This window comes from Litoribacillus peritrichatus (genome assembly GCF_039537985.1).
Taxonomy (GTDB): domain Bacteria; phylum Pseudomonadota; class Gammaproteobacteria; order Pseudomonadales; family Litoribrevibacteraceae; genus Litoribacillus; species Litoribacillus peritrichatus.
Window position 1 is genome coordinate 74,799 of sequence record NZ_BAABBN010000003.1, and the last position, 23,760, is coordinate 98,558.

General features: G+C 47.5%; 17 protein-coding genes. All 17 read left to right on the top strand.

The genetic code is table 11. From position 1 onward, the window contains the following. The first annotated feature begins 1 nt into the window (after position 1). The gene (locus ABD744_RS01105; RefSeq protein WP_344794567.1) at positions 2-3,199 is read left to right on the top strand and encodes a motility hub landmark protein FimV; all 3,198 of its coding nucleotides are present in this window, start codon (positions 2-4) and stop codon (positions 3,197-3,199) included. A 40-nt stretch (positions 3,200-3,239) separates the two neighbouring features. Further along, positions 3,240-4,085, top strand: a complete 846-nt coding sequence (gene truA / locus ABD744_RS01110) for a tRNA pseudouridine(38-40) synthase TruA (protein ID WP_344794569.1) — start codon at positions 3,240-3,242, stop codon at positions 4,083-4,085. Positions 4,086-4,132: 47 nt separating this feature from the next. Beyond that, a complete protein-coding gene (locus ABD744_RS01115; RefSeq protein WP_344794571.1) occupies positions 4,133-4,750 on the top strand; it encodes a phosphoribosylanthranilate isomerase in 618 nt (205 codons plus the stop codon). Further along, a complete protein-coding gene (trpB, locus tag ABD744_RS01120; protein ID WP_344794573.1) occupies positions 4,747-5,949 on the top strand; it encodes a tryptophan synthase subunit beta in 1,203 nt (400 codons plus the stop codon). The genes ABD744_RS01115 and trpB overlap by 4 nt, the downstream gene beginning before the upstream one ends. A gap of 12 nt (positions 5,950-5,961) precedes the next feature. Beyond that, positions 5,962-6,777, top strand: a complete 816-nt coding sequence (trpA, locus tag ABD744_RS01125) for a tryptophan synthase subunit alpha (protein WP_344794575.1) — start codon at positions 5,962-5,964, stop codon at positions 6,775-6,777. A 31-nt stretch (positions 6,778-6,808) separates the two neighbouring features. Next, a complete protein-coding gene (gene accD, locus ABD744_RS01130) occupies positions 6,809-7,690 on the top strand; it encodes an acetyl-CoA carboxylase, carboxyltransferase subunit beta (RefSeq protein ID WP_344794577.1) in 882 nt (293 codons plus the stop codon). Positions 7,691-7,695: 5 nt separating this feature from the next. Next, positions 7,696-8,949 carry a bifunctional tetrahydrofolate synthase/dihydrofolate synthase gene (gene folC / locus ABD744_RS01135; protein WP_344794579.1) on the top strand — a complete coding sequence of 418 codons (1,254 nt, stop codon included), beginning with the start codon at positions 7,696-7,698 and terminating at the stop codon, positions 8,947-8,949. 1 nt (position 8,950) lies between these two features. After that, positions 8,951-9,538 (top strand): SPOR domain-containing protein, encoded by a 588-nt coding sequence (locus ABD744_RS01140; protein WP_344794581.1) that lies wholly within the window; start codon positions 8,951-8,953, stop codon positions 9,536-9,538. A 124-nt stretch (positions 9,539-9,662) separates the two neighbouring features. Then, the gene (locus ABD744_RS01145) at positions 9,663-10,298 is read left to right on the top strand and encodes a CvpA family protein (protein ID WP_344794583.1); all 636 of its coding nucleotides are present in this window, start codon (positions 9,663-9,665) and stop codon (positions 10,296-10,298) included. A gap of 26 nt (positions 10,299-10,324) precedes the next feature. Next, on the top strand, positions 10,325-11,884 hold the full coding sequence (purF, locus tag ABD744_RS01150; RefSeq protein WP_344794585.1) for an amidophosphoribosyltransferase: 1,560 nt from the start codon (positions 10,325-10,327) through the stop codon (positions 11,882-11,884). A 131-nt stretch (positions 11,885-12,015) separates the two neighbouring features. After that, on the top strand, positions 12,016-13,221 hold the full coding sequence (locus tag ABD744_RS01155) for an O-succinylhomoserine sulfhydrylase (RefSeq protein ID WP_344794587.1): 1,206 nt from the start codon (positions 12,016-12,018) through the stop codon (positions 13,219-13,221). Further along, a complete protein-coding gene (locus ABD744_RS01160; protein ID WP_344794589.1) occupies positions 13,221-14,129 on the top strand; it encodes an AAA family ATPase in 909 nt (302 codons plus the stop codon). The genes ABD744_RS01155 and ABD744_RS01160 overlap by 1 nt, the downstream gene beginning before the upstream one ends. A gap of 118 nt (positions 14,130-14,247) precedes the next feature. Next, positions 14,248-15,213 (top strand): DUF58 domain-containing protein, encoded by a 966-nt coding sequence (locus tag ABD744_RS01165; RefSeq protein WP_344794591.1) that lies wholly within the window; start codon positions 14,248-14,250, stop codon positions 15,211-15,213. Continuing rightward, positions 15,210-17,261 (top strand): transglutaminase TgpA family protein, encoded by a 2,052-nt coding sequence (locus ABD744_RS01170; protein WP_344794593.1) that lies wholly within the window; start codon positions 15,210-15,212, stop codon positions 17,259-17,261. Before ABD744_RS01165 ends, ABD744_RS01170 begins: the two co-directional genes overlap by 4 nt. A 74-nt stretch (positions 17,262-17,335) precedes the next feature. After that, positions 17,336-18,544: an HD-GYP domain-containing protein gene (locus tag ABD744_RS01175; RefSeq protein ID WP_344794595.1), complete on the top strand. Its 1,209-nt coding sequence runs from the start codon at positions 17,336-17,338 to the stop codon at positions 18,542-18,544. 207 nt (positions 18,545-18,751) lie between these two features. Continuing rightward, positions 18,752-19,975 carry a PilT/PilU family type 4a pilus ATPase gene (locus ABD744_RS01180; RefSeq protein ID WP_344794597.1) on the top strand — a complete coding sequence of 408 codons (1,224 nt, stop codon included), beginning with the start codon at positions 18,752-18,754 and terminating at the stop codon, positions 19,973-19,975. Between the two features lie 133 nt (positions 19,976-20,108). Next, positions 20,109-23,760 (top strand): retention module-containing protein (locus tag ABD744_RS01185; protein ID WP_344794599.1); only part of this gene is annotated, 3,652 nt, incomplete at its 3' end.

The window sequence follows — 23,760 nt, forward strand, 5'->3', positions numbered from 1 at the left end:
CATGAAGCTTCGTAAACTCACCTCTGCTTTAGTTGCAGCTGGCGTACTAACTTCTCCTTTTGCATTAGGATTGGGGTTAGGAGACTTAAAATTAAAGTCTGCACTTAACCAACCTTTGCAGGCTGAGATACAACTCTTACAAACTCGTGAACTGGTGACAGAGGAAATACTTCCGTCGATGGCGAGTGAAGAAGAATTTGATCGGGCAGGCGTTGAGCGATTCTTTTTCTTAAGTGATATTTCTTTTGACGTAGAATTGACAGGCAATGGTAAAGGCAGCTTGTTACTTACTACTAAACAGTCCATTCAGGAACCTTTCCTAAACTTCTTGGTAGAAGTGAACTGGCCAACTGGTCGGGTTTTACGGGAGTACACGGTGCTTCTTGATCCTCCGGTTTATGAAGATGAAGCTCCGGGGATTGTGGTTACTCCTACGCGGACTACAGCTCAGCCTGAATCTCAGGTTTCTGTGACGCCTGTCAGACAGTCAGCTCCCCAAAGAAATAGCTCCGCAACGGTTACGCCTTCAGCCAGTACGTATGAGGGTGGTGATACCCGAACGGTTGGCGCAAGTGATACCCTTTGGGACATAGCAACGGAAGTCAGGCCTTCACGCTCTGTGACCATTCAGCAGACAATGATGGCCATTCGAGAGTTAAACCCGAATGCATTTGTTGCCGGTAACATTAATAAAATTAAGAAGGGATCTGTTCTTCGTGTCCCTACATTGGATCAGGTTGAAAACTGGCAGCATGGTTCTGCTGTAGAAGAGGTTGCCGCTCATAATAAGCGCTACAAAGATTCTATTACTCCGGGGAGTGATTCAACCAGTCAGGTTCAGTTGAGTGCGGTTGATCAGCAGGTTCAGTCAGAAGTACAGGCTCCTGAATCGGCTCGTTTGAAGATTGTTAGATCCGATGTTTCTGCATCTTCTGGTGGTTCAGCGAGCGGTGATGAATCCAGTTCATCTAATGTTGAGTCGTTACAGAATGAGTTGGCAATTACTCAGGAGAATTTGGATAAAGCCAGTCGTGAGAATGAAAAGCTGAACAGCAAGCTGGCTTCTCTTGAGGAGCAAGTTGAAAAGCTCTCTCGTTTGGTGACGTTGAAAGATACCCAGATGGCTGAATTGCAGACTGGTATGGCCATGTCTGGTGAGGACCCGGCAGACGCCATGGTTGATGAAGTGGCGACTGATTCGGAAGTTATGGGCGAGTCGCCTGCGATGGCGGAAAGCACTGATGGTGCTGAATCTGAACTGTCTGCTGAAATTGATGGTGCCGAAGTTGATGGCGCTGATATTGCCAATGAGGAAGGCATAGCGGGGGAGGTCGAACAACCCTCTGTCGCTCTTGAGGAACCAGGCGTTGCTGAAGTGATAGAGGAACCCGTTGTTGCGGAGGTTCCGCCGCCTGCAGACAAGCCAATTGTCAAACCCGAAGTTGATGCTGTTGGTGTTACTGCACCGAAACAACCTAGCTTGTTTGAGTCTATTACCGGTAACCCAATCTGGCTGGTGGCCATTGGTGCGGGTTCGTTGTTCTTTGTCATCTTGTTGTTCATGTTGTCCAGAAGAAGTTATCAGCGTGAAAGCGAGTTGTCTGACGTTTTAGAACAAGAAAATAAAGCAGACCAGCAAAGTTCAGACGTTCAGGCTGAAATGGATAATATCGAGCAGGAGCTTGATGGTCTTGACCTTGAGAGTCAGGGTTTTGGTCAGGTGTCTCTAGACAGCGAAGATGCCATGCAGCCAGACGATATCGTGGCCCGTGCTGACAGCTTTATTGCTTATGGCCAGTTTGATAATGCGGTGGTGTTGTTGAATGAAGCGATCAATAAAGAAGCAGGGCGAGTAGATCTTCGCTTGAAAATGTTGGAAGTCTACTCTGAGATGCAAGATAGCCAGGGCTTTGCTCGCCAGAAACAAGAAATACTTGGGCTTGGTGCAGATGATGTATTGGCTCAGATTGAAGTTCTGGAGCAGAAACTGCCAGGTTATATGGGTGAGGCTTCGGTTAATGCCTTTGACAGTAATGAGAGCTTGGTGGGTGGCAAGCCCTTGATGGGTGATGCTGACTTTGATCTGTCTTCAGGCAATAAAGAAGACGATGAGTTTAGTTATTCCCTGGAAGATCTGGAGTCGGAACTGGCAAGTGACTTGAGTGGAGATGTTGCCCCTGCGTCTGATGCTCTGGATGATCTGGACTTTAACCTTGAAGAAGAACTAGGCATTACTGATGATGCAGTGTCAGAAGCTTCATTGGATGAAGAGAGCGCAGGTGATGAGTTCTCGTTGGATATGGAAGTCGACGGTGCTTTGGATGCTTCTGAAGTCGATGCTCTTGATGATCTGAATCTGGATGATCTGGATACCGACCTTGGTGATGCCGGTGCGGGAATTGGCCTGGATTTAGAAGGTGATTCTTCAAGTGCGGCACAGGAACCTGTTGAATTGGATTCTGGTCTTGAATTGGATGAAGTGGCTGATGAACTGGATTCATTTGAACTGCCAGCGACGGAAGATAATGTTCTTTCAGAATTTGATATGGGTGATGACGTTTCTGAAGACTCAATTCAGGATGAGTCTATCATCGAACCAGAGCTGGATGAGATTTCTTTAGATTCTGAGACACAGACGGAGACAGCTTCAGCTGAGCTATCGCAAGATGAGCTTGGTGAGGTTCTTGATGTAGGGGTTGATCTTGAGGATCTTGCTAAGTCGCTTGGTGTGGACTCTGTTGATGAAGTGGATTTGGATGCAGAGTTGGCATCAGCGACCGATGTTCCGGTTGTAGCCGCTGAGCCAGCAAAGCCGGCTGTTGATGAGCAAGAGGCACAAGAAGACTTGTCGCTTGATGTTGATGTGACCTCTGAGCCAACAGCCTCTTCTGATGACCTGCCTTCGCTGGATATGGCTGAAGAAGTGGATACCTCTGTGGCTGAGGAAGTATCTCAGGATGTCAATGAGATTCCTGCAGCGGCTGCTACGTTGGATGAATCAGTGGGTTCTGGCTTGGCAGAGGACGAACTGGACTTCTTTGTGGGAACTGATGAGGTTGCAACCAAGCTTGATTTAGCCCGAGCTTACGTTGACATGGGCGATGTTGATGGTGCTCGTGATATCCTGGAAGAAGTGGTGCTTGAAGGGAGTGAGGAGCAAAAAAGTGAGGCAGGGGATCTTTTAAATAGTTTATCATAGGCGCTAATGCATATTAGATAAGCTTTCTAAGGATACTAACTTGTCAAACAGTTCTACTGCCGAGCGAATCGTGCTCGGCATCGAATACTTTGGTTATGGCTTTAAAGGTTGGCAGCGCCAACCTTCTGCCAAACCTTCCATTCAAGAAGAAATCGAAACTGCGCTCAGTCGTATTGCTAATAGCCCTATTGAAATTACTTGTGCTGGCCGCACGGATGCAGGTGTTCATGCAGTTCATCAGGTTGTGCACTTTGATAGCCCGGTGTATAGGAATGATAATTCTTGGGTTCGCGGTGTCACCAGTCTGTTGCCAGACCAAATCGGTGTAAAGTGGGTTCGGCGAGTCGATGATTCTTTTCATGCTAGGTTTTCTGCAACCGCTCGGCGATATCGGTATGTGATTGATAATAGCCCGGTAGCACCAGTGATTAATAAATATGGGGTTACCTGGCATCATGTGCCTTTAAATGAACAGGCTATGCATGAAGCTGGACAGGCATTGCTTGGTGAAAACGATTTCACATCTTTCAGGGCTAAACAATGCCAATCAAACACGCCAATGCGAAATATTCACCATTTGATGGTGAGACGAGTCGGGCCTTTGGTGGTGATAGATGTGAAGGCGAATGCATTTCTTCATCACATGATCAGAAACATTGCCGGTGTTTTGTGCGAGGTGGGTGATGGGCGACGACCCGTGGAATGGGTTGCTGAAGTTTTGGCTGCCAGAGACCGGGTTCAGGCGGGTATTACAGCGCCGCCTCATGGTTTGTACTTTGTTGATGTGGATTATGATGGCAAGTATGGCCTGCCTGTCATGGCGGATAGTTTAGGCCCGTTATTGGTTTCACCTGCAAATCATCTTTTTAAACCGGACTCTCTGTAGCTTAGAATGTCTTTCTGTTAGTATTTGGGATTTTCCATGGAGGTCTTGTGTTAAGAACACGAGCCAAAATTTGCGGTATTACCCGGACAGAGGATGCGTTAAAGGCAATAGAGTTTGGTTGCGATGCGCTGGGCTTTGTTTTCTATCCTCCAAGCCCGAGGTTTGTTGAGTCGGCTGTGGTTGGCGAAATAACATCACAACTCCCTCCTTTTGTTTCTGTGGTCGGGTTGTTTGTCAATGCAGAACCCGATTTGGTTAGACAAACTATTAAGGAGGCCGGGCTGACTTGCCTTCAGTTTCATGGGGATGAGCCGCCGGAGTATTGCGAACAGTTCCGTTTGCCGTGGTTTAAGGCCATTCGAGTGAAAGACGATACAGACCTTTACCATGAAGCCAAAAGGTATGATAAAGCGTCTGCTTTGCTATTGGATACCTATAAAAAAGGGGTGCCGGGTGGCACAGGAGAGAAGTTCAATTGGTCTCTGATTCCCGATGATCTTGGCGTTCCAGTTATTTTGGCTGGTGGTCTGGATGCATCGAATGTAGCGTCTGCTATTCGCCAGGTTAACCCATATGCGGTTGATGTAAGTGGCGGAGTTGAGGCGCAAAAAGCGGTTAAAAGTAACGAAAAAATGATCGCGTTTATGAATGAGGTTTTGAAATGACAGATAAGGCTCAATTGCCAGATGAGAATGGTCACTTTGGTGTATACGGTGGCCGTTTTGTTTCCGAAACGTTGATGAGTGCTCTGGATGATTTAACAGCACTTTATGATCGATTGAAAAATGATGCCGATTTTCAGGCTGAATTTGATCATGACCTGGCTCATTATGTAGGGCGACCTTCGCCTTTGTATTTTGCTGAGCGTTGGACAAAAGAAGTTGGTGGCGCAAAGATCTACCTGAAGCGAGAAGATTTAAACCACACAGGTGCGCATAAGGTAAATAACACCATCGGCCAGGCGTTACTTGCAAAGCATATGGGTAAGCCTCGTGTTATTGCTGAGACTGGTGCAGGACAACATGGTGTAGCAACGGCTACGGTTGCAGCTCGACTGGGTCTTGAGTGTAAAGTGTTTATGGGGGCAGAAGATGTTCAGCGCCAGACACTTAACGTGTATCGAATGAAGCTTTTGGGGGCCGAGGTGGTTCCTGTTGAAGCCGGTACGCGCACATTGAAGGATGCGATGAACGAAGCAATGAGAGATTGGGTGACGAATGTGGACTCGACGTTCTACATCATTGGCACAGCAGCAGGCCCTCACCCATACCCAATGATGGTGCGTGATTTTAACTCGGTTATTGGTCGTGAAGCTCGTCGTCAGTCTCTGGAGCAAGCGGGTAAATTGCCGGATGCCTTGGTGGCGTGTGTTGGTGGTGGTTCGAACGCTATTGGCTTGTTCCATCCATTCCTTGAAGATGAGTCGGTTGCGATGTACGGCGTCGAGGCGGGTGGTCACGGTTTGGAAACAGGTGAACACGCAGCGCCACTATCCGCTGGTAAGCCAGGCGTGTTGCATGGAAACCGAACTTACCTGATGGAAGATGAGAATGGTCAGATCATCGGTACTCACTCGGTATCAGCAGGGCTTGATTACCCTGGTGTTGGGCCGGAGCATAGTTATTTGAAAGATACTGGCCGGGCTACTTATGTTGCGGTTACGGATGATGAGGCACTGGATGCTTTCCGTAAGCTAACGCGTATTGAAGGTATCATGCCTGCGTTGGAGTCGAGTCATGCGCTTGCTTATGCAGAGAAACTAGCAAAAACCATGTCTCCGGATCAGATGATTATTGTAAATCTGTCAGGACGTGGTGATAAAGATATTCATACCATTGCCGGCATCGACGGCATAACTGTATAAGTGTGAAGACTAATGAGCAGAATTAATTCTTATTTTGAAAGTTTGAATCAAGCCGGTAAAAAGGCGCTTATCCCGTACATCACGGCAGGGGATTCATCGTTGGCGCATACAGTGCCAATGATGCATAGTCTCGTTGATGCGGGCGCAGACATTATTGAGTTGGGGGTTCCTTTTTCAGATCCGATGGCGGACGGCCCAGCGATTCAGTTGGCGTGCGAACGAGCTTTAGCTCATGGCACAAGTCTGAATGATGTGTTGGATTGTGTTGCTCAATTTCGTGAGAGCAATAGCACCACGCCGGTTGTGCTAATGGGGTATCTGAACCCGGTTGAAGCTATGGGCTATCCGGAATTTGCAAAAAAAGCAGCGTTGGCGGGTGTAGACGGTGTGCTGCTGGTTGACTTGCCTCCGGAGGAAGCCGTTAATGTGAAACCGTTGTTTGATGAGCAGGGCATTGATTCCATCTTTCTGTTGGCTCCGACAACGTCTGAAGCACGAACTAAACTGATCTGTGAGCAAGGCACGGGGTACGTTTATTATGTGTCTGTAAAAGGGGTGACGGGTTCATCCGCTTTGAACACCGAAGAGGTGGCTCAGAAAGTCGGTGCAATTCAGGCGCAAACGAAATTGCCTGTGGGTGTTGGATTTGGCATTAAAGACGGAGATACCGCCGCCAGTGTTGCTGCCGTTGCCGATGGTGTCATTGTGGGTTCTGTATTGGTGAATACAATTGCTGAGTGTGCTTCTAAGGAACTGAGCATTGAAGAAACTTGTCAAAAAGTTTCTGCGATCATTGAAGAAATGCGCATCGCTATGGATAAATCTTAAGTTTTATTTCAGGTTCAGGGTTATACGATAAATGAGTAGCTGGTTAGATAAGATTGTTCCCTCCATTGTTCGCTCGGATACCCAAAAAAAGTCCAGCGTTCCTGAGGGGCTGTGGAAAAAGTGTCCTAAGTGTGATGCTATTCTTTATCGCCCTGAACTTGAGAAAAACTCGGATGTTTGCCCTAAATGCGATCACCATATGCGAGTCAGTGCGCGTCGTCGTATCGATTTATTTTTGGATATGGAAGATCGTGTTGAAATCGCTGCCGATGTACAGCCAGAAGACCGTCTTAAATTTAAAGACTCTAAGCGTTATAAAGACAGACTGAGTTCGGCCCAGAAAGAAACGGGTGAAAACGATGCCTTGGTCGCTATGCATGGCCGCCTTGAAGGTAAGGCGATTGTGGTTGCTGCGTTTGAGTTTAAGTTTATGGGTGGCTCCATGGGGGCGGTTGTCGGTGAAAAATTCGTGCGGGCGGCCAAATTGGCAATGGATCATAATATTCCGTTTATTTGTTTCTCTGCCAGTGGCGGGGCGCGGATGCAGGAAGCGCTGATTTCTTTGATGCAAATGGCGAAAACTTCTGCGGTTTTGGAACGGATGAAACGTAAGGGCATTCCTTTTGTTTCTGTCATGACAGACCCCGTGTTTGGGGGCGTATCGGCCAGTTTGGCGATGCTGGGTGATATTAATATTGCAGAGCCGAATGCTTTGGTCGGATTTGCCGGTCCTCGGGTGATAGAGCAAACCGTTCGTGAAAAACTGCCTGAAGGCTTTCAGCGCAGTGAGTTCTTATTGGAGCACGGAACGGTGGATATGATTGTTCATCGTCAGCAGTTAAGAGCTAAGATTTCCCGTTTGTTGTCTAATTTAACGTGGCATATGCAGCCTCCTTCCGAACGTTCTTTATGATAAAAATGAATACACTAGATGAATGGCTTTCTTATCTTGAGAGCATGCATCCCACTGAAATTGATCTGGGTCTGGACCGAATAAAACAAGTTGCAGATCGGCTGAGTTTATTTCCATTGGCTCGTGAAGTTATTATGGTGGCAGGGACTAACGGCAAGGGGACAACCTGCGCGTATATTGAGTCTTATGCTTCACAGTTAGGTAAGTCCTCAGGTGTTTATTCTTCTCCGCACTTAATACGCTTTAATGAACGGATTCGAATCCGCAATGAAGAGGTTGGTGATCAACCGCTTTTAAAGGCATTTGAGTGTGTTGAAGCGGCCCGAAAAGAAATTTCTTTAACCTATTTTGAGTTTACGACGTTGGCTGCGTTTTGGTTGTTTAAACAAGCTGACTTAGATGTTGCAATCCTAGAGGTCGGGCTTGGTGGTCGCCTGGATGCGGTGAACATTGTCGATGCGGATGTGTCTGTGGTGACTTCGATTGGCATTGATCATGAGTCCTGGCTGGGGTCTGATATAGACGTTATCGGTTATGAAAAGGCGGGTATTTTTAGATCTGGGCGTCCTGCCGTTTTTGGTGCCAGCGACGGGCCTGCTTCCGTCGGGGCGCATGCGACTCAAATTGGGGCGGAATTCTATCAAGCGGGCAATGCTTATCAGTTTGATCCGGCGGAAGGGCATTGGACCTGGTCAATGAAAAACGGAAGCTCTCTTGTGGGGCTGAGTTATCCGGGGTTTCCGGTGCAGAATGTGGCGGCGGCGCTTTGTGCGATGGCTACATTAAATTGGTCGCTGAATCGGGAAACAGCTAACCGGGCGGTTGAACAGGTTTCAATTCGTGGTCGGATGGAAGCGTTTGAGTTTAACGGCGTCGAGGGGTGGTTGGATGTTGCTCATAACCCGCAGGCCGCAGCGTATTTGGCCGAACAGCTAACCCATAAGAACTTGCCCCGAAAACCGGTTGCCATTATTGGTTGTATGTCGGACAAAGATATCTCGGGGGTTATTAAGCAGTTGGAGTTTGTGTTTGATCGTTGGCTGTGTATTGATCTTCCCATTGATAGGGCGCTATCTTCCTCTGAACTGAAGGATAAGCTGATAAATTGCGGACAGGCAGCAACGGCTTTTTCTGACTTTCAACAAGCCTTTGAAGCGGTAGCTGAGGAAACCCGAAACTCCCCAGAAGAAACAAGGAAGGTGGTTGTTTTAGGCTCATTTTTTACGGTAGCCGAAGCAATCTCTTATTATGAGCGATAATGTGAAAAAACCGAAAGCAGAGCAGAAGGCTAAACAGACCCAGGATGACGCGCCTGAATTGATTAAATACCGGCTGCTTGGGGCGGTGGTTACGTTTGTCTTAATTGCTTTGTTTGGCCCGGAAATATTAGATGGCAGTGGACGTATACACACAACGCCGATTGTTGAGATCCCTGATCGCCCGGAAGTTCCTCCAGCACCTATTTTAAAACCTCCATCCCCTAAAGGAACCGGATTTGCCAGTGTAGAAACGGAGCCATACGATCAGCCAATGGTGCCTCGAACAACGTTGGCCAAAGCGGCTGAACCTGAGGCCTTGGTTTCGGCTGCGAATCAGGCTCAGGAGCCTGGTTGGACGTTGCAGCTGGCGACGTTCAGCCAACCTAAAAACGCGCAGGCGTTACGCAAAAAATTAACGAAGGCAGGTTTCAACTCTTACAATAAATTATTAAGAGATTCCTCCGGTAAAACTCGCTACCAGGTATTTGTCGGGCCAGAATTAAAGAAAGAGAAGTTAATGGCCGTCAAGAAGCAATTGGCGGCTAAACTTAAGTTGAAAGATGGTCTTATCAAGCCATACCGACCTTAATATTTTGGTTTGTGTTTTGTAATTTACAAATGAAAACTAAGTTTATTGGATTGATTGAAGAACATGGGTTTTGCAGTTTGGATTGCTCTGGTAGAATTCGCAGCCCTGAGAATAGGAAGCAAGAATGAATTGGTTTGATTGGGCTATAGTTGGTGTAATTTCTGTTTCGGCGCTCATCAGTTTAAAGCGCGGTTTCATGAAGGAGCTTTTTTCGCTTGTTACTTGGGTGGCGGCGTTATTGATTTCCCGTATTTATGCATATGATTTCTCGCATTATCTAAGTGATTTTGCAAATGATGGAAAGTCAGCACTTGTGCTGGCTTTTTTTGTTTTGTTTGTGGGTGTTTTGATTGTTGGTTCGTTTATAAATTTCATTATTAGCCAGTTTGTGAAAGCGGTTGGCTTATCGATGTGGGATCGGTTATTAGGCGTGGTTTTTGGCGTTGTTCGTGGTGCGCTGGTTATTGTGGTTGCCATTGGTTTGCTGAGCCTGACTGCCTTTGTTGATTCGCCTGTTTGGCAGTCCTCTCAAATTGTCCCTCATTTTGCTCAAGTCGAAGCCTGGACTAAAGAAACCACTAAATTGTTATCAGAGCAGCTGTCCGAAATGGACATGTCTGGTCTGGTGGACCCTGCTGTTGCAGGTGAAGCACTCCAGCAAGCCGGGGATGCTTTATCAGAAATTCCAGATACAACTGAATCTGTTTCCACTGAGAAATGGATGGATGGCGCAGAAGAAGTCATTCAGGTAGAAAATTAACTTAAGGCTAATGAGGTAGTTTATCCATGTGCGGCATTGCTGGCGTCGTTTCCTTCACTAACGTAAATCAGACTTTGTATGATGCGTTAACCGTACTACAACACAGAGGGCAGGATGCCGCTGGGATCGTTACCAGCCATAATGGCCGGTTCCATCTTAGAAAAAATAATGGGCTGGTGAGGGATGTTTTTCGAACCCGTCATATGCATCGCCTCATTGGTAACATGGGGATTGGTCACGTTCGTTATCCAACAGCGGGCTCTTCCTCTTCGGCCGAAGCTCAGCCTTTTTATGTAAACTCGCCTTATGGTATTACGCTTGCCCATAATGGTAATTTGACTAACTCTCAAGAGATTGGTCAAAAACTGTATGAAACCGATTTGCGTCATATTAATACTACTTCTGATTCTGAAGTGTTATTGAATGTGTTTGCTCACGGTTTACAAAAGCAAGGCAAACAAACCCCCACTCCGGATGATATCTTTGAAGCCGTTAAAGGTGTACATAAGCGCTGTCGTGGTGGTTATGCCGTGGTTGCTATGATTGCTGGTCAGGGCGTGGTGGGTTTCAGAGACCCGAACGGCATTCGTCCTGCTGTATTCGGTAAAAGGGAAACACCGGAAGGCACTGAATACATGATTGCTTCTGAGAGTGTGGCCTTGTCTTCGCTTGGATTTACGCTTGAGCGTGATATTGCTCCGGGTGAAGCCATCTTTATTTCAGAAGCGGGTGAGTTTCATAGCATGCAGTGTGCAGAATCTCCGAAGTTACGCCCTTGTATATTCGAATACGTGTATTTTGCGCGCCCTGATAGCATCATGGATGGTAATTCCGTCTATAAAACGCGTTTGAAAATGGGTGAGATGCTCGCAGAAAAAATCAAACGAGAGTGGCCTGATAACGACATTGATGTGGTTATTCCCATTCCGGATACCAGCCGTACATCTGCGTTGCAACTTGCTCACTGTCTGGGTGTTAAGTATCGCGAAGGCTTCATGAAAAACCGATACATAGGCCGTACTTTCATTATGCCTGGCCAAAACGAGCGTAAGAAATCCGTTCGTCAAAAGCTGAATCCGGTGGAACTGGAGTTTGCCGGTAAGAATGTCTTGTTGGTGGATGATTCTATTGTGCGCGGCACAACCAGTCGTCAGATCATTGAAATGGCAAGGGACGTGGGAGCCAATAAAGTTTATATGGCGTCTGCAGCTCCGGAAGTCTGTTACCCGAATGTGTATGGTATTGACATGCCATCTGCCAGCGAGTTGATCGCTTCAGGCCGTACGGTTGATGAAATATGCGAACTGATCGGGGCAGACGGCTTAATCTATCAAGATCTGGATGATTTGATCGTTGCTTCACGCGGAGTTAATGATGGCATTGAAGCGTTTGATTGCGCGGTATTTAATGGCGAGTACATTACTGACGATGTAACTCCTGAGTACCTTGCGAAATTGGAGCAGGCCAGAAATGATGCATCCAAGCATAAGAAAGCTAATATTGTAGTGGATGTCTCGGATGATAATGAAGATGAAGCCGACAGCAGTGATGATGCTACCGTAGGTATTCATAACGAAGTATCTTAGTCTTTGACTTAAGATTCTTTTCCGGGTTACTGAGCCTGGAACTTTATTAGAAAAGCCGAACCTAATCGTTCGGCTTTTTAATTTTTTAAGCACGCTTTTTGAAACCTTTTCAAGCAGGTTAAGGAAGAACAATGACTGATCGTTCCCGAATTCAATCAGACCTTACTGATTCATCTATCGAAACCTACGCTGTTCGAGGTGGCCAGATTCGGACGGCTGAAGCCGAGCACAGTGAGCCAATTTTTACGACATCCAGTTATGTATTCAACAGTGCGGCGGAAGCGGCGGCTCGTTTCGGTGGCGATGAACCTGGCAATATCTACTCCCGTTTCACTAACCCGACTGTGGCGACGTTTGAGAAGCGTTTGGCTGCGATGGAAGGGGCCGAAATGGCAGTGGCTACGTCTTCCGGTATGGCTGCTATTTTGAGTACGGTCGCAGGCTTATTGAAATCCGGTGATCATGTGGTTTGTTCTCGGTCGGTATTTGGCACGACCAATGTCTTGTTTGAAAAGTACTTTAAGAAATTTGGTATCAAAACGACGTTTGTGGATTTAACCAACATTGACGTGTGGAAGTCTGCGATTGAGCCACAAACCAAGCTGTTGTTTTTAGAAACGCCTTCTAATCCGCTGGGTGAAGTGGCCGACATTCAGAGCCTTGCGAACCTGGCGCATGAGCATGATGCCTTATTGGTTGTGGATAACTGCTTTTGCACGCCGGTATTACAGCAGCCGCTCGCGTTAGGTGCAGACATTGTTGTGCACTCCGCAACCAAGTATCTGGACGGTCAGGGCCGTTGTGTTGGGGGCGTGGTTGCCGGAAGAAAGCAGGAAATGGATGAGGTTTATGGTTTCCTTCGATCAGCGGGGACGACGATGAGTCCTTTCAATGCCTGGGTTTTCTTAAAAGGCCTTGAAACCTTGTCTATTCGAATGAAAGCGCATTGTGAATCTGCATTAGCGATTGCCACCTGGCTGGAGTCACAACCGCATATTGCAAAAGTACATTATGGTGGCCTGGATAGTCACCCTCAGCATACACTGGCTGAAAAGCAGCAAAGTGGTTTTGGTGGTGTGCTATCGTTTGAGGTGGAGGGGGGCAAAGATGCAGCCTGGACTTTGATCGATAATACCCGGATGTTATCAATTACGGCCAACCTTGGTGACACTAAAACGACAATCACTCATCCGGCAACCACCACTCACGGTCGTTTATCGGACGAAGAGAAAGAGCGAGCTGGCATTGTACCGGGTTTGGTTCGTGTTTCTGTGGGGCTGGAAAATGTTGAAGACATTAAGGCCGACTTATTAAGAGGCATTCAGGCGATTGCTTAATGAATGAATTACAAACGAAGCTAGTATTGGCGCTGGAGAATGTGAATCGCATTATTCTCGGCAAAGAAACGCAATTAAAGTTGGCGTTTGCCTGCTTGATGGCAAAAGGACATCTGTTAATTGAAGATTTGCCGGGAATGGGGAAAACCACTTTGTCGCACGCTTTGGCGAATGTTCTGGGGCTAAGTTACAACCGGGTTCAGTTTACCAGTGACCTGCTGCCTTCGGATGTCATCGGTGTAACCATCTTTAATCGTGATGAACACACCTTTGAATTTCATAAGGGGCCGGTATTTTCACAAGTGGTGTTAACCGATGAAATTAACCGGGCCAGCCCCAAGACTCAGAGTGCGCTGCTGGAAGCCATGGAGGAGCATCAGGTCAGTGTGGAGGGTGAAACACATCATTTGCCTGAGCCTTTCTTTGTCATCGCCACTCAGAATCCAATGAGCCAGGCCGGTACATACCCGCTGCCGGAATCTCAGCTGGACCGTTTCTTGATGAGAGTGACTTTGGGCTACCCGCCTGCGGAAGCAGAAAGGGAATTACTTAAGGGGCAGAGCAGAAGGCAGATGGCCACGAATTTGCCTCCTGTGTTTACTCCGGATGAATTAATGTCGCTTCAGGACTCTGTGAAGCAAGTCAAAGTGTCTGAGGCGTTGTTGGATTATATTCAGCGTCTTGTTGAATTCAGCCGCCAAAAACGAAATGCCTCAATTGGCTTATCACCGAGAGGGAGTTTGTCCCTGTTACGAAGTGCGCAAGCCTGGGCGTTTTTGGAAGGGCGGGACTATGTGATCCCGGACGACGTTCAGTCGGTTTTGGCTTCGGTGGTGGATCATAGAGTGGTCTCTTCTGAAAATGCTTTAATTTCTTCACTGATGTTGGAACAAGTAGCCGCCATCTAGTGGCTGGCTGCTTGGTGTCTGATTTCTTGGTGTCTGATTTCTTGGTGTCTGGCTTCCAGGTAGCCTTTGGTTATCTGATTGTGTTCCTTAAATCATCCGGTTTGACTATGAGGTGTTGATGTCAGTTTTAAAACGGGCAATTGAGCGATGGTTTTCTAGTCGGTCACCTCTTACGGATCGGTCTCTGCTTTCCAATCGAAATATCTACATTATTCCCTCTCGGGCGGGGTGGCTATTGGCTGGCGTATTACTGGTGATGCTGCTGACTGCGATTAACTACCAGAACAGTTTGATTTTCGGGCTATGTTTTTGGGTGGGTAGTGTTTTTGCTGTGGTGATTTGGCATACCTGGCGGAATTTGGCGTCGATAGAGCTTTCGGTTTCGGAAGAGGTGAGTGGTTTTGTTGGTGGTACCGTTCAGATTCCTACCGACGTGATGGCGAAAGATGCACGTTTTCACCACTCAATAGAGCTTCTCTGGCGAGAATCTGAAGCCAAGGTGTCGTTTGATTTGGATTCGGCTTTGAAGACGGAGCGTCTTCCGTTTTCAAGCCTGCACCGAGGATGGAACAGAACCCCAAAACTGGAAATAAGAACTCAGTATCCGTTGGGCATTTTGACGGCCTGGTCTGTTGTGCAGTTAAAACATCCGGTTTTGGGATACCCTAAGCCGATTTTTGATGTGTTGCCTGCCCAGTATGCAGGAGAAGGGGATGATGAGTTTGATCAGGACGCTCAGCCCCAAAAGCTTCAGCCTGGCAGTGATTTTTACAGTCTGATGCCTTATGTTGAAGGTGATTCTCTTAGCAAGGTGGATTGGAAGCGTTACGCTAAGACTGAGGAATTGGTAACTAAAGAATTTATCATGCCGTCGAGTGATGACCGTTGGCTCAGGGAGGATGACTTTGCAAATCTGGATACAGAGACGAGGTTGTCTGCACTGGCAGGCTGGGTGATTCGGTGGACTGAAGAGCAAAAAACATTCGGCCTTGTTTTATCCGGTCAGGATATCGGGCCGGATAACGGTGTGCTTCATCAGAATAATTGTTTACGGGCTCTAGCGTTGTTTGAGGCAAACCAATGAAAAGCACTTTGGATATGTCTCTGCATTTATCGGCTTTACGGTGGATGTTGTTTGCTCAATTCGCTTCTATCTCGATTCACTTGCCAAGAATGCCGTGGTGGCTGACCGCCTTCATGTTGGTGTGCATTGTCTGGCGTTGGCAAATCATTGTGGGCCGGTGGCGTTTTCCCAGTGCATTGTTGAAAACCGGGTTAGCCGTCGGTGGTATGGTTGGCATTGTTGTCTCGTTTCAGAAAGTTTCTGTTGAGGCGGCTGTTAATTTTCTGATCCTGGCTTATGGTCTGAAATTAATTGAGTTGCATACCCGAAGAGACGCTTATATTTCGCTCTTTTTGTCGTTTTTAGTATCGGCGCTGTTCTTTTTGTTTTACACCGAGATCATTGCGGCGTCGGTGGTATTGGCCAATGCAGTGATTATTACCGCAGCTTTGATTGCCATGCACAGTCGTATTACCCAGCGGGCGTCCGTTCTGTTAAAACAGTCGGTTTTGTACTGGTTGTCTGCTGTGCCCTTGATGGTGATTTTCTTTGTGTTTTTTCCGAGAATGTCGCCGTTTTGGTCGATTGATGTTAATCAGGGGGCGGTCACCGGCATCAGCGATAAAATAAGTCCGGGTGACATTGCGAAACTGAGTCAGTCAGACAAGCTGGTTTTCAGGGCCCGGTTTTTGGACGGTGTACCTGCCTCTCCTTCCTCATTGTATTGGCGAGCGATTGTACTGGATAATACCGATGGCCGAGGCTGGAAAGCGCATTCCAATGCCAACTACGCTGGCGCTATTGTAGACTGGTATGGCGATCAAAGCTCTGCTTGGCAGGTGTTGTTAAAACGTTCAGAAGAGACGTTGCCGTATGAGGTGATTTTGGAGCCGACCAATCAATTCTGGTTGTTCAGTCTCGATGGAAGCTTGCCAGAACAACCGCATGTGGGTCTGACTCAGGACTTTACACTAAAATACGATAAGCCTATTCGGCAAACGTTACGTTATCAGTCTTCGATGCCGACAGCGTTGACTCGCGAACCTGAGTTATTTCAGTGGCGTCTGAGGCGTGAGCTTCAACTGCCTGATAATCACAACCCCAAAACCGAAGCATTGGCGCTTCAGATCAAAAGCAGCTCAGAAACGCCTCAGCAGTTCATCGATAATGCCTTGAAATACTTCATCAAAAATGACTTTGTTTATACCTTGAAGCCACCCACTTTAGGTGAGAAAGCGAACGACGAATTTTTGTTTGATACTCAAAGAGGTTTTTGTGCTCATTACGCCGGAGCTCTTGCATTGATGGCGAGGTATGCGGGGATTCCTGCGCGCGTTGTGGTGGGGTATCTAGGTGGGGAATGGAATGAACAGGCCGGTTATTTAACGGTTCGGCAGTACGATGCGCATGCTTGGACGGAAGTTTGGATATCCGGTCGAGGCTGGGTAAATGTAGACCCGACTTCAGTGGTTGCGCCGGAAAGAATTCAACAGGGGTTACAGGAAGCCGTCAGTGAAGAGAATACCTTTTTAGAAGACTCATTCTTTTCTCCTCATCGCTATAAGGCTGTGGAGTGGTTGAACGACATGCGACAAACCATGGACTATCTGAGTTATCAATGGTCGTTAAATGTTGTTGGCTATGATGTTCAAAAGCAGTCTTCATTCTGGGCGGATTTGCTGAAAACTTGGGGCAGTCATGTTTGGTTGATGGTCGGTCTGCTGATTGCCTCGGCGATTGCGGGTCCTTTGGTTTTATGGCTATTGGCTCGACAATTTCGACATTTCACTGTGCGCCGTTCCGGGAAATTACGATTTGAACAACAGTTGCTTTGCTTGCTGACGGACGATGATAACGAACCCGAGCAGCAGGCGCTGCTAAAATTATCCCCCAGAAAATTGTTTGATATGCTAAAAAGCAACTATCCTGAAGAAAAGGCGCTGGTGGATTGGTTGTCTCAACGATATGAAGCACTGACTTACGGTGACTTAGCTGCCGGCAATACTGAAGAGCACAAGAAACATTGGTTGTTTATGTTAAAACGTTTGAAACAGTTGAAAGCAAATTGAAACAGAACCGCTGAGTTTGATGTGATTAAATAATTATAAAACTTCTTCTGACGCTAAAGTTGTATCGGCTTTTTATGATCAAAAAGATTTCCATTGCTTACCTAACGCCTGAAATGTATGTGTCTGGATTTCACTGGGATCAGGACGTTGAATCATCGTATCAAAAAGAAGGTCGCATACCTGACTGGAAAACGGTTGAGCTGATTAAAAAACGGGGTGTCAAAGAACTTTTCATTGATACAGAGCGGGGCGTGGATGTTGAAGCCGGCGTTTCTCAAGATCAGATCGAAAGTGAAGGCGATCAAACCTTTGCCGCATATGCGGATGAAAAACCGGCGGTAGACAAAAAAGTCTCAACATCAGAAGAGCTTATTAAAGCACGTGAAGTTCATTCTCGGGCGAAAGGCATGATTGAAACGGCCATGCAAAAAGCATTGCACGGTGAAGATGTGGATGTGGATGGCTTTAAAGAACTGGCCAATGACTTTATCGACTCTGTTACCCGCAATCAAAATGCACTGGCTTGCTTGAGCCGTATTCGGGAAAAAGACGCTTACTTATTGGAGCACTCGATTAACGTTGGGGTGTTGATGTCGATCCTGGGTAAAGCTATGAACCTGAATCGTCAATCTTTGTTTGAAAATGTCTTGGGTGCCATTCTTCATGATATCGGTAAAATTCTGATTCCGGATGAGGTGCTGCATAAGCCTGGCAGACTGACCGAAGAAGAGTTTGGTCTAATGAAGAAACATTCGACATTCAGCCGGGATATTCTTGTTAAATCGGGAGGGCTTCCGCAAGCGTCACTCAATGTTGCATATCAACATCATGAGCGTTTGGATGGGACTGGCTACCCTCAAGGTCTTAATAAAGACACCATAAGTTTGGAAGCAAAAATGGCAGCGGTGGTGGATGTTTATGATGCGATTACTGCGGATCGCTGCTATCACAAAGGGTTACCACCCACCATTGCTTTAAAGCGGATGCTGGAATGGACAGGCAGTCACCTAGATAAAGATATTTTACACACCTTTATAAGAGCGATGGGGATCTACCCAGTTGGCTCCTTGGTTGAGTTAACCAGTGGGAAATTAGCAGTGGTGATCGAGCTTAATGCTCAAGATCAGAAACAACCGATGGTGAAAGCCATTTATCACACGAAATTTAAACGTTTTATTAAAGTTGAGTTGATCGACCTAACGCGTAAGTCTACTGGTGAGCAGATTGTCCGACCTTCTGATCCTGTTAACTATGGCATCAATATTAACGATTTTTTAAGTTGAAACCCTCTGCCTTTAAATTCTAGTAACTGATTGAAACTCATATTGTTTCTTGGGTTTCTCGACGAGGCTTCAGTTTTTATTAATATCGTGATTAAAGTCCCTGTTTTTAAACTATGCTCTCTTAATTTCTGACTATACTTTGGTTGCGTGAAGCGAATGCCTTCACCTAACAGAGCATCTTAATTATTGTCAGAAAGGAACGTTATTGTGGAATTTAAAGATTATTTGCGAATCATGGTGGAAAAAGACGGCTCCGACTTGTATCTATCCACTGGGGCCCCAATCAGCGCAAAAATCTACGGAAAACTCGTTCCCTTATCCAAAGAACCGCTACCAGCAGGCGCTGTTAAGAAAATCGCTTATTCGATGATGGATGACGATCAAAAGCGGGACTTTGAAACCAAACCAGAAGCGAATCTGGCCATTTCTGAGGTTGGGATTGGCCGCTTTCGGGTCAATGTTTTTTTACAGCGAAATCAATTTTCGATGGTCATTCGTACCATCAAGACCGACATTCCAAGTTTTACGGAGTTAGGCTTACCGGAAATCCTGCCAAAACTGATTATGCAGAAAAGGGGCTTAATACTGTTTGTGGGAGGAACAGGTTCGGGTAAATCCACTTCATTGGCGTCTTTAATTGACTACCGTAATATCAATAGTTCAGGCCACATTATTACCATTGAGGACCCGGTGGAATTTGTTCATCGTCATAAAAAATCAATAGTTAATCAGCGTGAAGTCGGGGTGGATACCAATTGCTATGAAGATGCCCTGGTTAATACCTTACGACAAGCACCGGATGTGATTTTAATCGGTGAAATTCGAACACAAGAAACCATGGAACATGCTTTGGAATTTGCGGAAACCGGTCACCTGTGTTTGTCCACTTTGCATGCGAATAATGCTAACCAAGCCATTGACCGGATTGTTAATTTTTTCCCGGAGGAGCGACATAAGCAGTTGTTCATGGATTTGTCATTAAACCTTCAGGCGATTGTTTCTCAGCGACTGATTCCGACTAAAGACGGAAAACGTGCGGCGGCCATTGAGGTGTTGCTCAACACGCCGCGTGTTGCTGATTTGATTAAAAAAGGCGATGTGGAAGCCATTAAGGAAGTCATGAATAAGTCCGAAAACATCGGAATGCAAACGTTTGATTCCGCGCTGTTAAAGATATACAAACAAGGGTTGATTACCGAAGAGGAAGCGTTGAAGAATGCCGACTCCCGAAATAACCTTCGTCTTAAAATCAGCCTGGACGATGACAAACCGTCTCCAGCTGCTGCGCCTCAGGCACCAAAGCCCGAATCTACCACTGAAAATACTAAAGAAGCTCCAAAAGAAAAATCGAAGGAACAAACCTCCTTTTCTCTGAACGGGTTATCACTCATTCCTAAAGATGAAGGTGAGGACGGCGAAGAGCAGATTTAGCCGTAATTACGACTAAAAATACTGTTAACAAACGGTTACTTAAATTCTTTAAGGTATGTACCTAGGTACAATAGTATAACTTGATGAATCTGTTATGTTGGCTCTCAATTGGAGAACTATTGAGAGATCAGACATGGCACAAGTTATTGGTAACGTTACCTTTATTATTGGAACAGTGATTGCTGTTGATGCGGCGGGCAATGAGCGTCAACTACAGCTCGGTGATTCGGTTTATCTTGGTGAGAAAATTGTCACTCAAGGTGAAGGCAGCCAAGTTATGGTTGGTCTGTCTAATGGTGAGAGCTTAGCGTTAGGTCGCCAAAGCGAAGCATTGTTGGATCAAGACCTCCTGGATTTGAGCAGTTATGGCCTCGAAGATGAACTTGCCAAAGCCGAGTTGATTCAGCGCCAGTTACTTGAAGATCCAAACTTCGACCCCTCTCAATTAGAAGCTACGGCTGCTGGTGGTGAATCCGCTGGTGGTTTTAAGTCCGTTCCTGTCATTCTTCATCATGACTATGATCTCCTATATAACGTTAATTCAGACGCGAATCTTACTTTGCCAGGCCAGGATTCTCGGGTAGATTCTCTCCAGTCGCCCGATATTTCTGAACTTGATCCTCTGATTGCCAACCCGGAATTAACCTCTGCTAATCAATTCAGTGTCAATGAAGACACTGCATTTACAGGACGTTTTGACGCTGAAGACCCGGACGGCGGCAGCGTCACCTTTGAGTTAGGTTCTGTTCCTGAAAATGGCTCTGTTGCGCTTAATCCCGATGGTGAGTTTGTTTATACACCTACCGCAGATTATAACGGCAGCGATCAGTTTGAAATCATAGTGACGGACAGCCAAGGCAATCAGACGACGCAAGTCATTGATGTTACGGTGAATGCCGTGGACGATGCGCCTCGAGCAGACGAGGAATCCGACTTAGGCTCCATCAATGAAAGTACTCAAACCACCATTGATCTCAATAACTTGTTTGAGGAAGTCGATGGTGAAGCCATTACGATCACGCTTCAGGATGGACAAAATTTACCGGAAGGTTTGACCATCTCTGAGTCTGGCCTTTTGCAGGGCGAACCTTCTGTACCTGGTGACTATGAATTTGTTGTCGTGGGAACGGATGAATCCGGTAACTCAACCGAAACCAAGTTAACGCTGACGGTTGTTGAAGCAACGAACGACGCGCCTGTGTTTATCGGTGAAAGTAATCTTGGGTCATTTGATGAAGCTGCAAACTTATCCATTGGTCTAACAACCGATTTCACGGACGAAGAGAACGACCAGCTGACCTTTGAAGTGTCCGCTGGCAGTGATTTACCTGCAGGGCTGACGTTGACTGAAAATGGCACGCTCTCTGGTAGCCCAACGATTCCAGGCGATTACGAGTTTACCGTTGCTGTGAGTGACGGTGCGGGAAATACTGTTCTTCAAACCTACGTTATTACCGTAGAAAACACTTTGCCTCCTGAAGCACCGAGCGCTGTGATTTCGGACGATGGCTCAACCATCAGTGGTTCCGCTGAGGCGAATACCACCATAGTTATTGAGTTGCCTGGTGGTGCTGTGATTGAAACAACGGCGGATGCGAACGGCAATTACCAGGCGACGTTGGAGCCGGCTCTTACCAACGGCGAAACCGTTTCAGTCACCGCAAGCGATGAAGTCGGAACATCCCCGTCCGTAACTGCCGATGCACCGGATACTACGGCCCCTGAAATTAATGATGGTGATGTCACTATCACTGACAATGGTGATGCAGTCACAGGGCGTACAGAATCTGGCGCGACGGTAACGATTACGGTCCCTGGTGCAGTAACTCCGATTGTGGTCATTGCAGATGAAAGCGGAGACTTCACAGCTGAGTTATCCCCGGCGCTTGTTGATGGTGAAACTGTTGCGGTTGATATCAGTGATGAAGCAGGCAATAGCTCAGAAACCAGTGTCAATGCCCCAGACTTGAATGCCCCTGACGCACCGACAGCAACGGTTGCTGTGGACGGCTCGAACGTCAGCGGTACCACAGAACCAAATGCTTCAGTAACCGTCACTTTACCCAACGGCAATGAACTGACCACCACGGCGGACGATAACGGCAACTACACGGTGGACCTGACCCCAGCCTTGGTCGACGGCGAACAAATTTCAGTTACTGCCTCCGATGATGGCGGCGAATCGCAAGCTATCACGACCAACGCGCCAGACTTGAATGCCCCTGACGCACCGACAGCAACGGTTGCTGCAGACGGCTCGAACGTCAGCGGTACCACAGAGCCAAATGCTTCAGTAACCGTCACTTTACCCAACGGCAATGAACTGATCACCACGGCGGATGATAACGGCAACTACACGGTGGATCTGAACCCAGCCCTGGTGGACGGTGAACAAATTTCAGTTACTGCCTCCGATGATGGCGGCGAATCGCAAGCTATCACGACCAATGCGCCAGATTTGAATGCCCCTGACGCACCGACAGCAACGGTTGCTGCGGACGGCTCGAACGTCAGCGGCACCACAGAACCAAATGCTTCAGTAACCGTCACTTTACCCAACGGCAATGAACTGACCACCACGGCGGACGATAACGGCAACTACACGGTGGATCTGAATCCAGCTTTGGTGGACGGCGAACAGATTTCAGTCACTGCCTCCGATGATGGCGGCGAATCGCAAGCTATCACGACCAATGCGCCAGATTTGAATGCGCCTGACGCGCCGACAGCAACGGTTGCTGCAGACGGCTCGAACGTCAGCGGTACCACAGAAGCGAACGCTTTAGTAACCGTCACTTTACCCAACGGCAATGAACTGACCACCACGGCGGACGATAACGGCAACTATACGGTGGATCTGAACCCAGCCTTGGTCGACGGCGAACAAATTTCAGTTACTGCCTCCGATGATGGCGGCGAATCGCAAGCTGTCACGACCAATGCGCCAGATTTGAATGCGCCTGACGCGCCGACAGCAACGGTTGCTGTGGACGGCTCGAACGTCAGTGGCACCACAGAACCGAACACTTCGGTTACCGTGACCTTGCCAAACGGTACGGAACTGACCGCCACGGCGGACGATAACGGCAACTATACGGTGGATCTGAACCCAGCTTTGGTGGACGGCGAACAGATTTCGGTTACTGCCTCCGATGATGGCGGAGAATCGCAAGCTATCACGACCAATGCGCCAGATTTGAATGCGCCTGACGCACCGACAGCAACGGTTGCTGCGGACGGCTCGAACGTCAGCGGTATCACAGAACCAAATGCTTCAGTAACCGTCACTTTACCCAACGGCAATGAACTGACCACCACGGCGGACGATAACGGCAACTACACGGTGGATCTGAACCCAGCCTTGGTGGACGGCGAACAGATTTCAGTCACTGCCTCCGATGATGGCGGCGAATCGCAAGCTGTCACGACCAATGCGCCAGATTTGAATGCGCCTGACGCGCCGACAGCAACGGTTGCTGCAGACGGCTCGAACGTCAGCGGTACCACAGAAGCGAACGCTTTAGTAACCGTCACTTTACCCAACGGTAATGAACTGACCACCACAGCAGACGACAACGGTAACTACACGGTGGATCTGAACCCAGCCCTGGTCGACGGCGAACAGATTTCAGTCACTGCGTCCGATGATGGCGGTGAATCGCAACCAACAACGACAAATGCACCGGACACCACCACGGATGCCACGATCGGCATCAATGACACGGTAGAAACCAACGACACCACGCCAGTGTTCAGCGGCACCAGCAGCAACATCAGTGGTGACC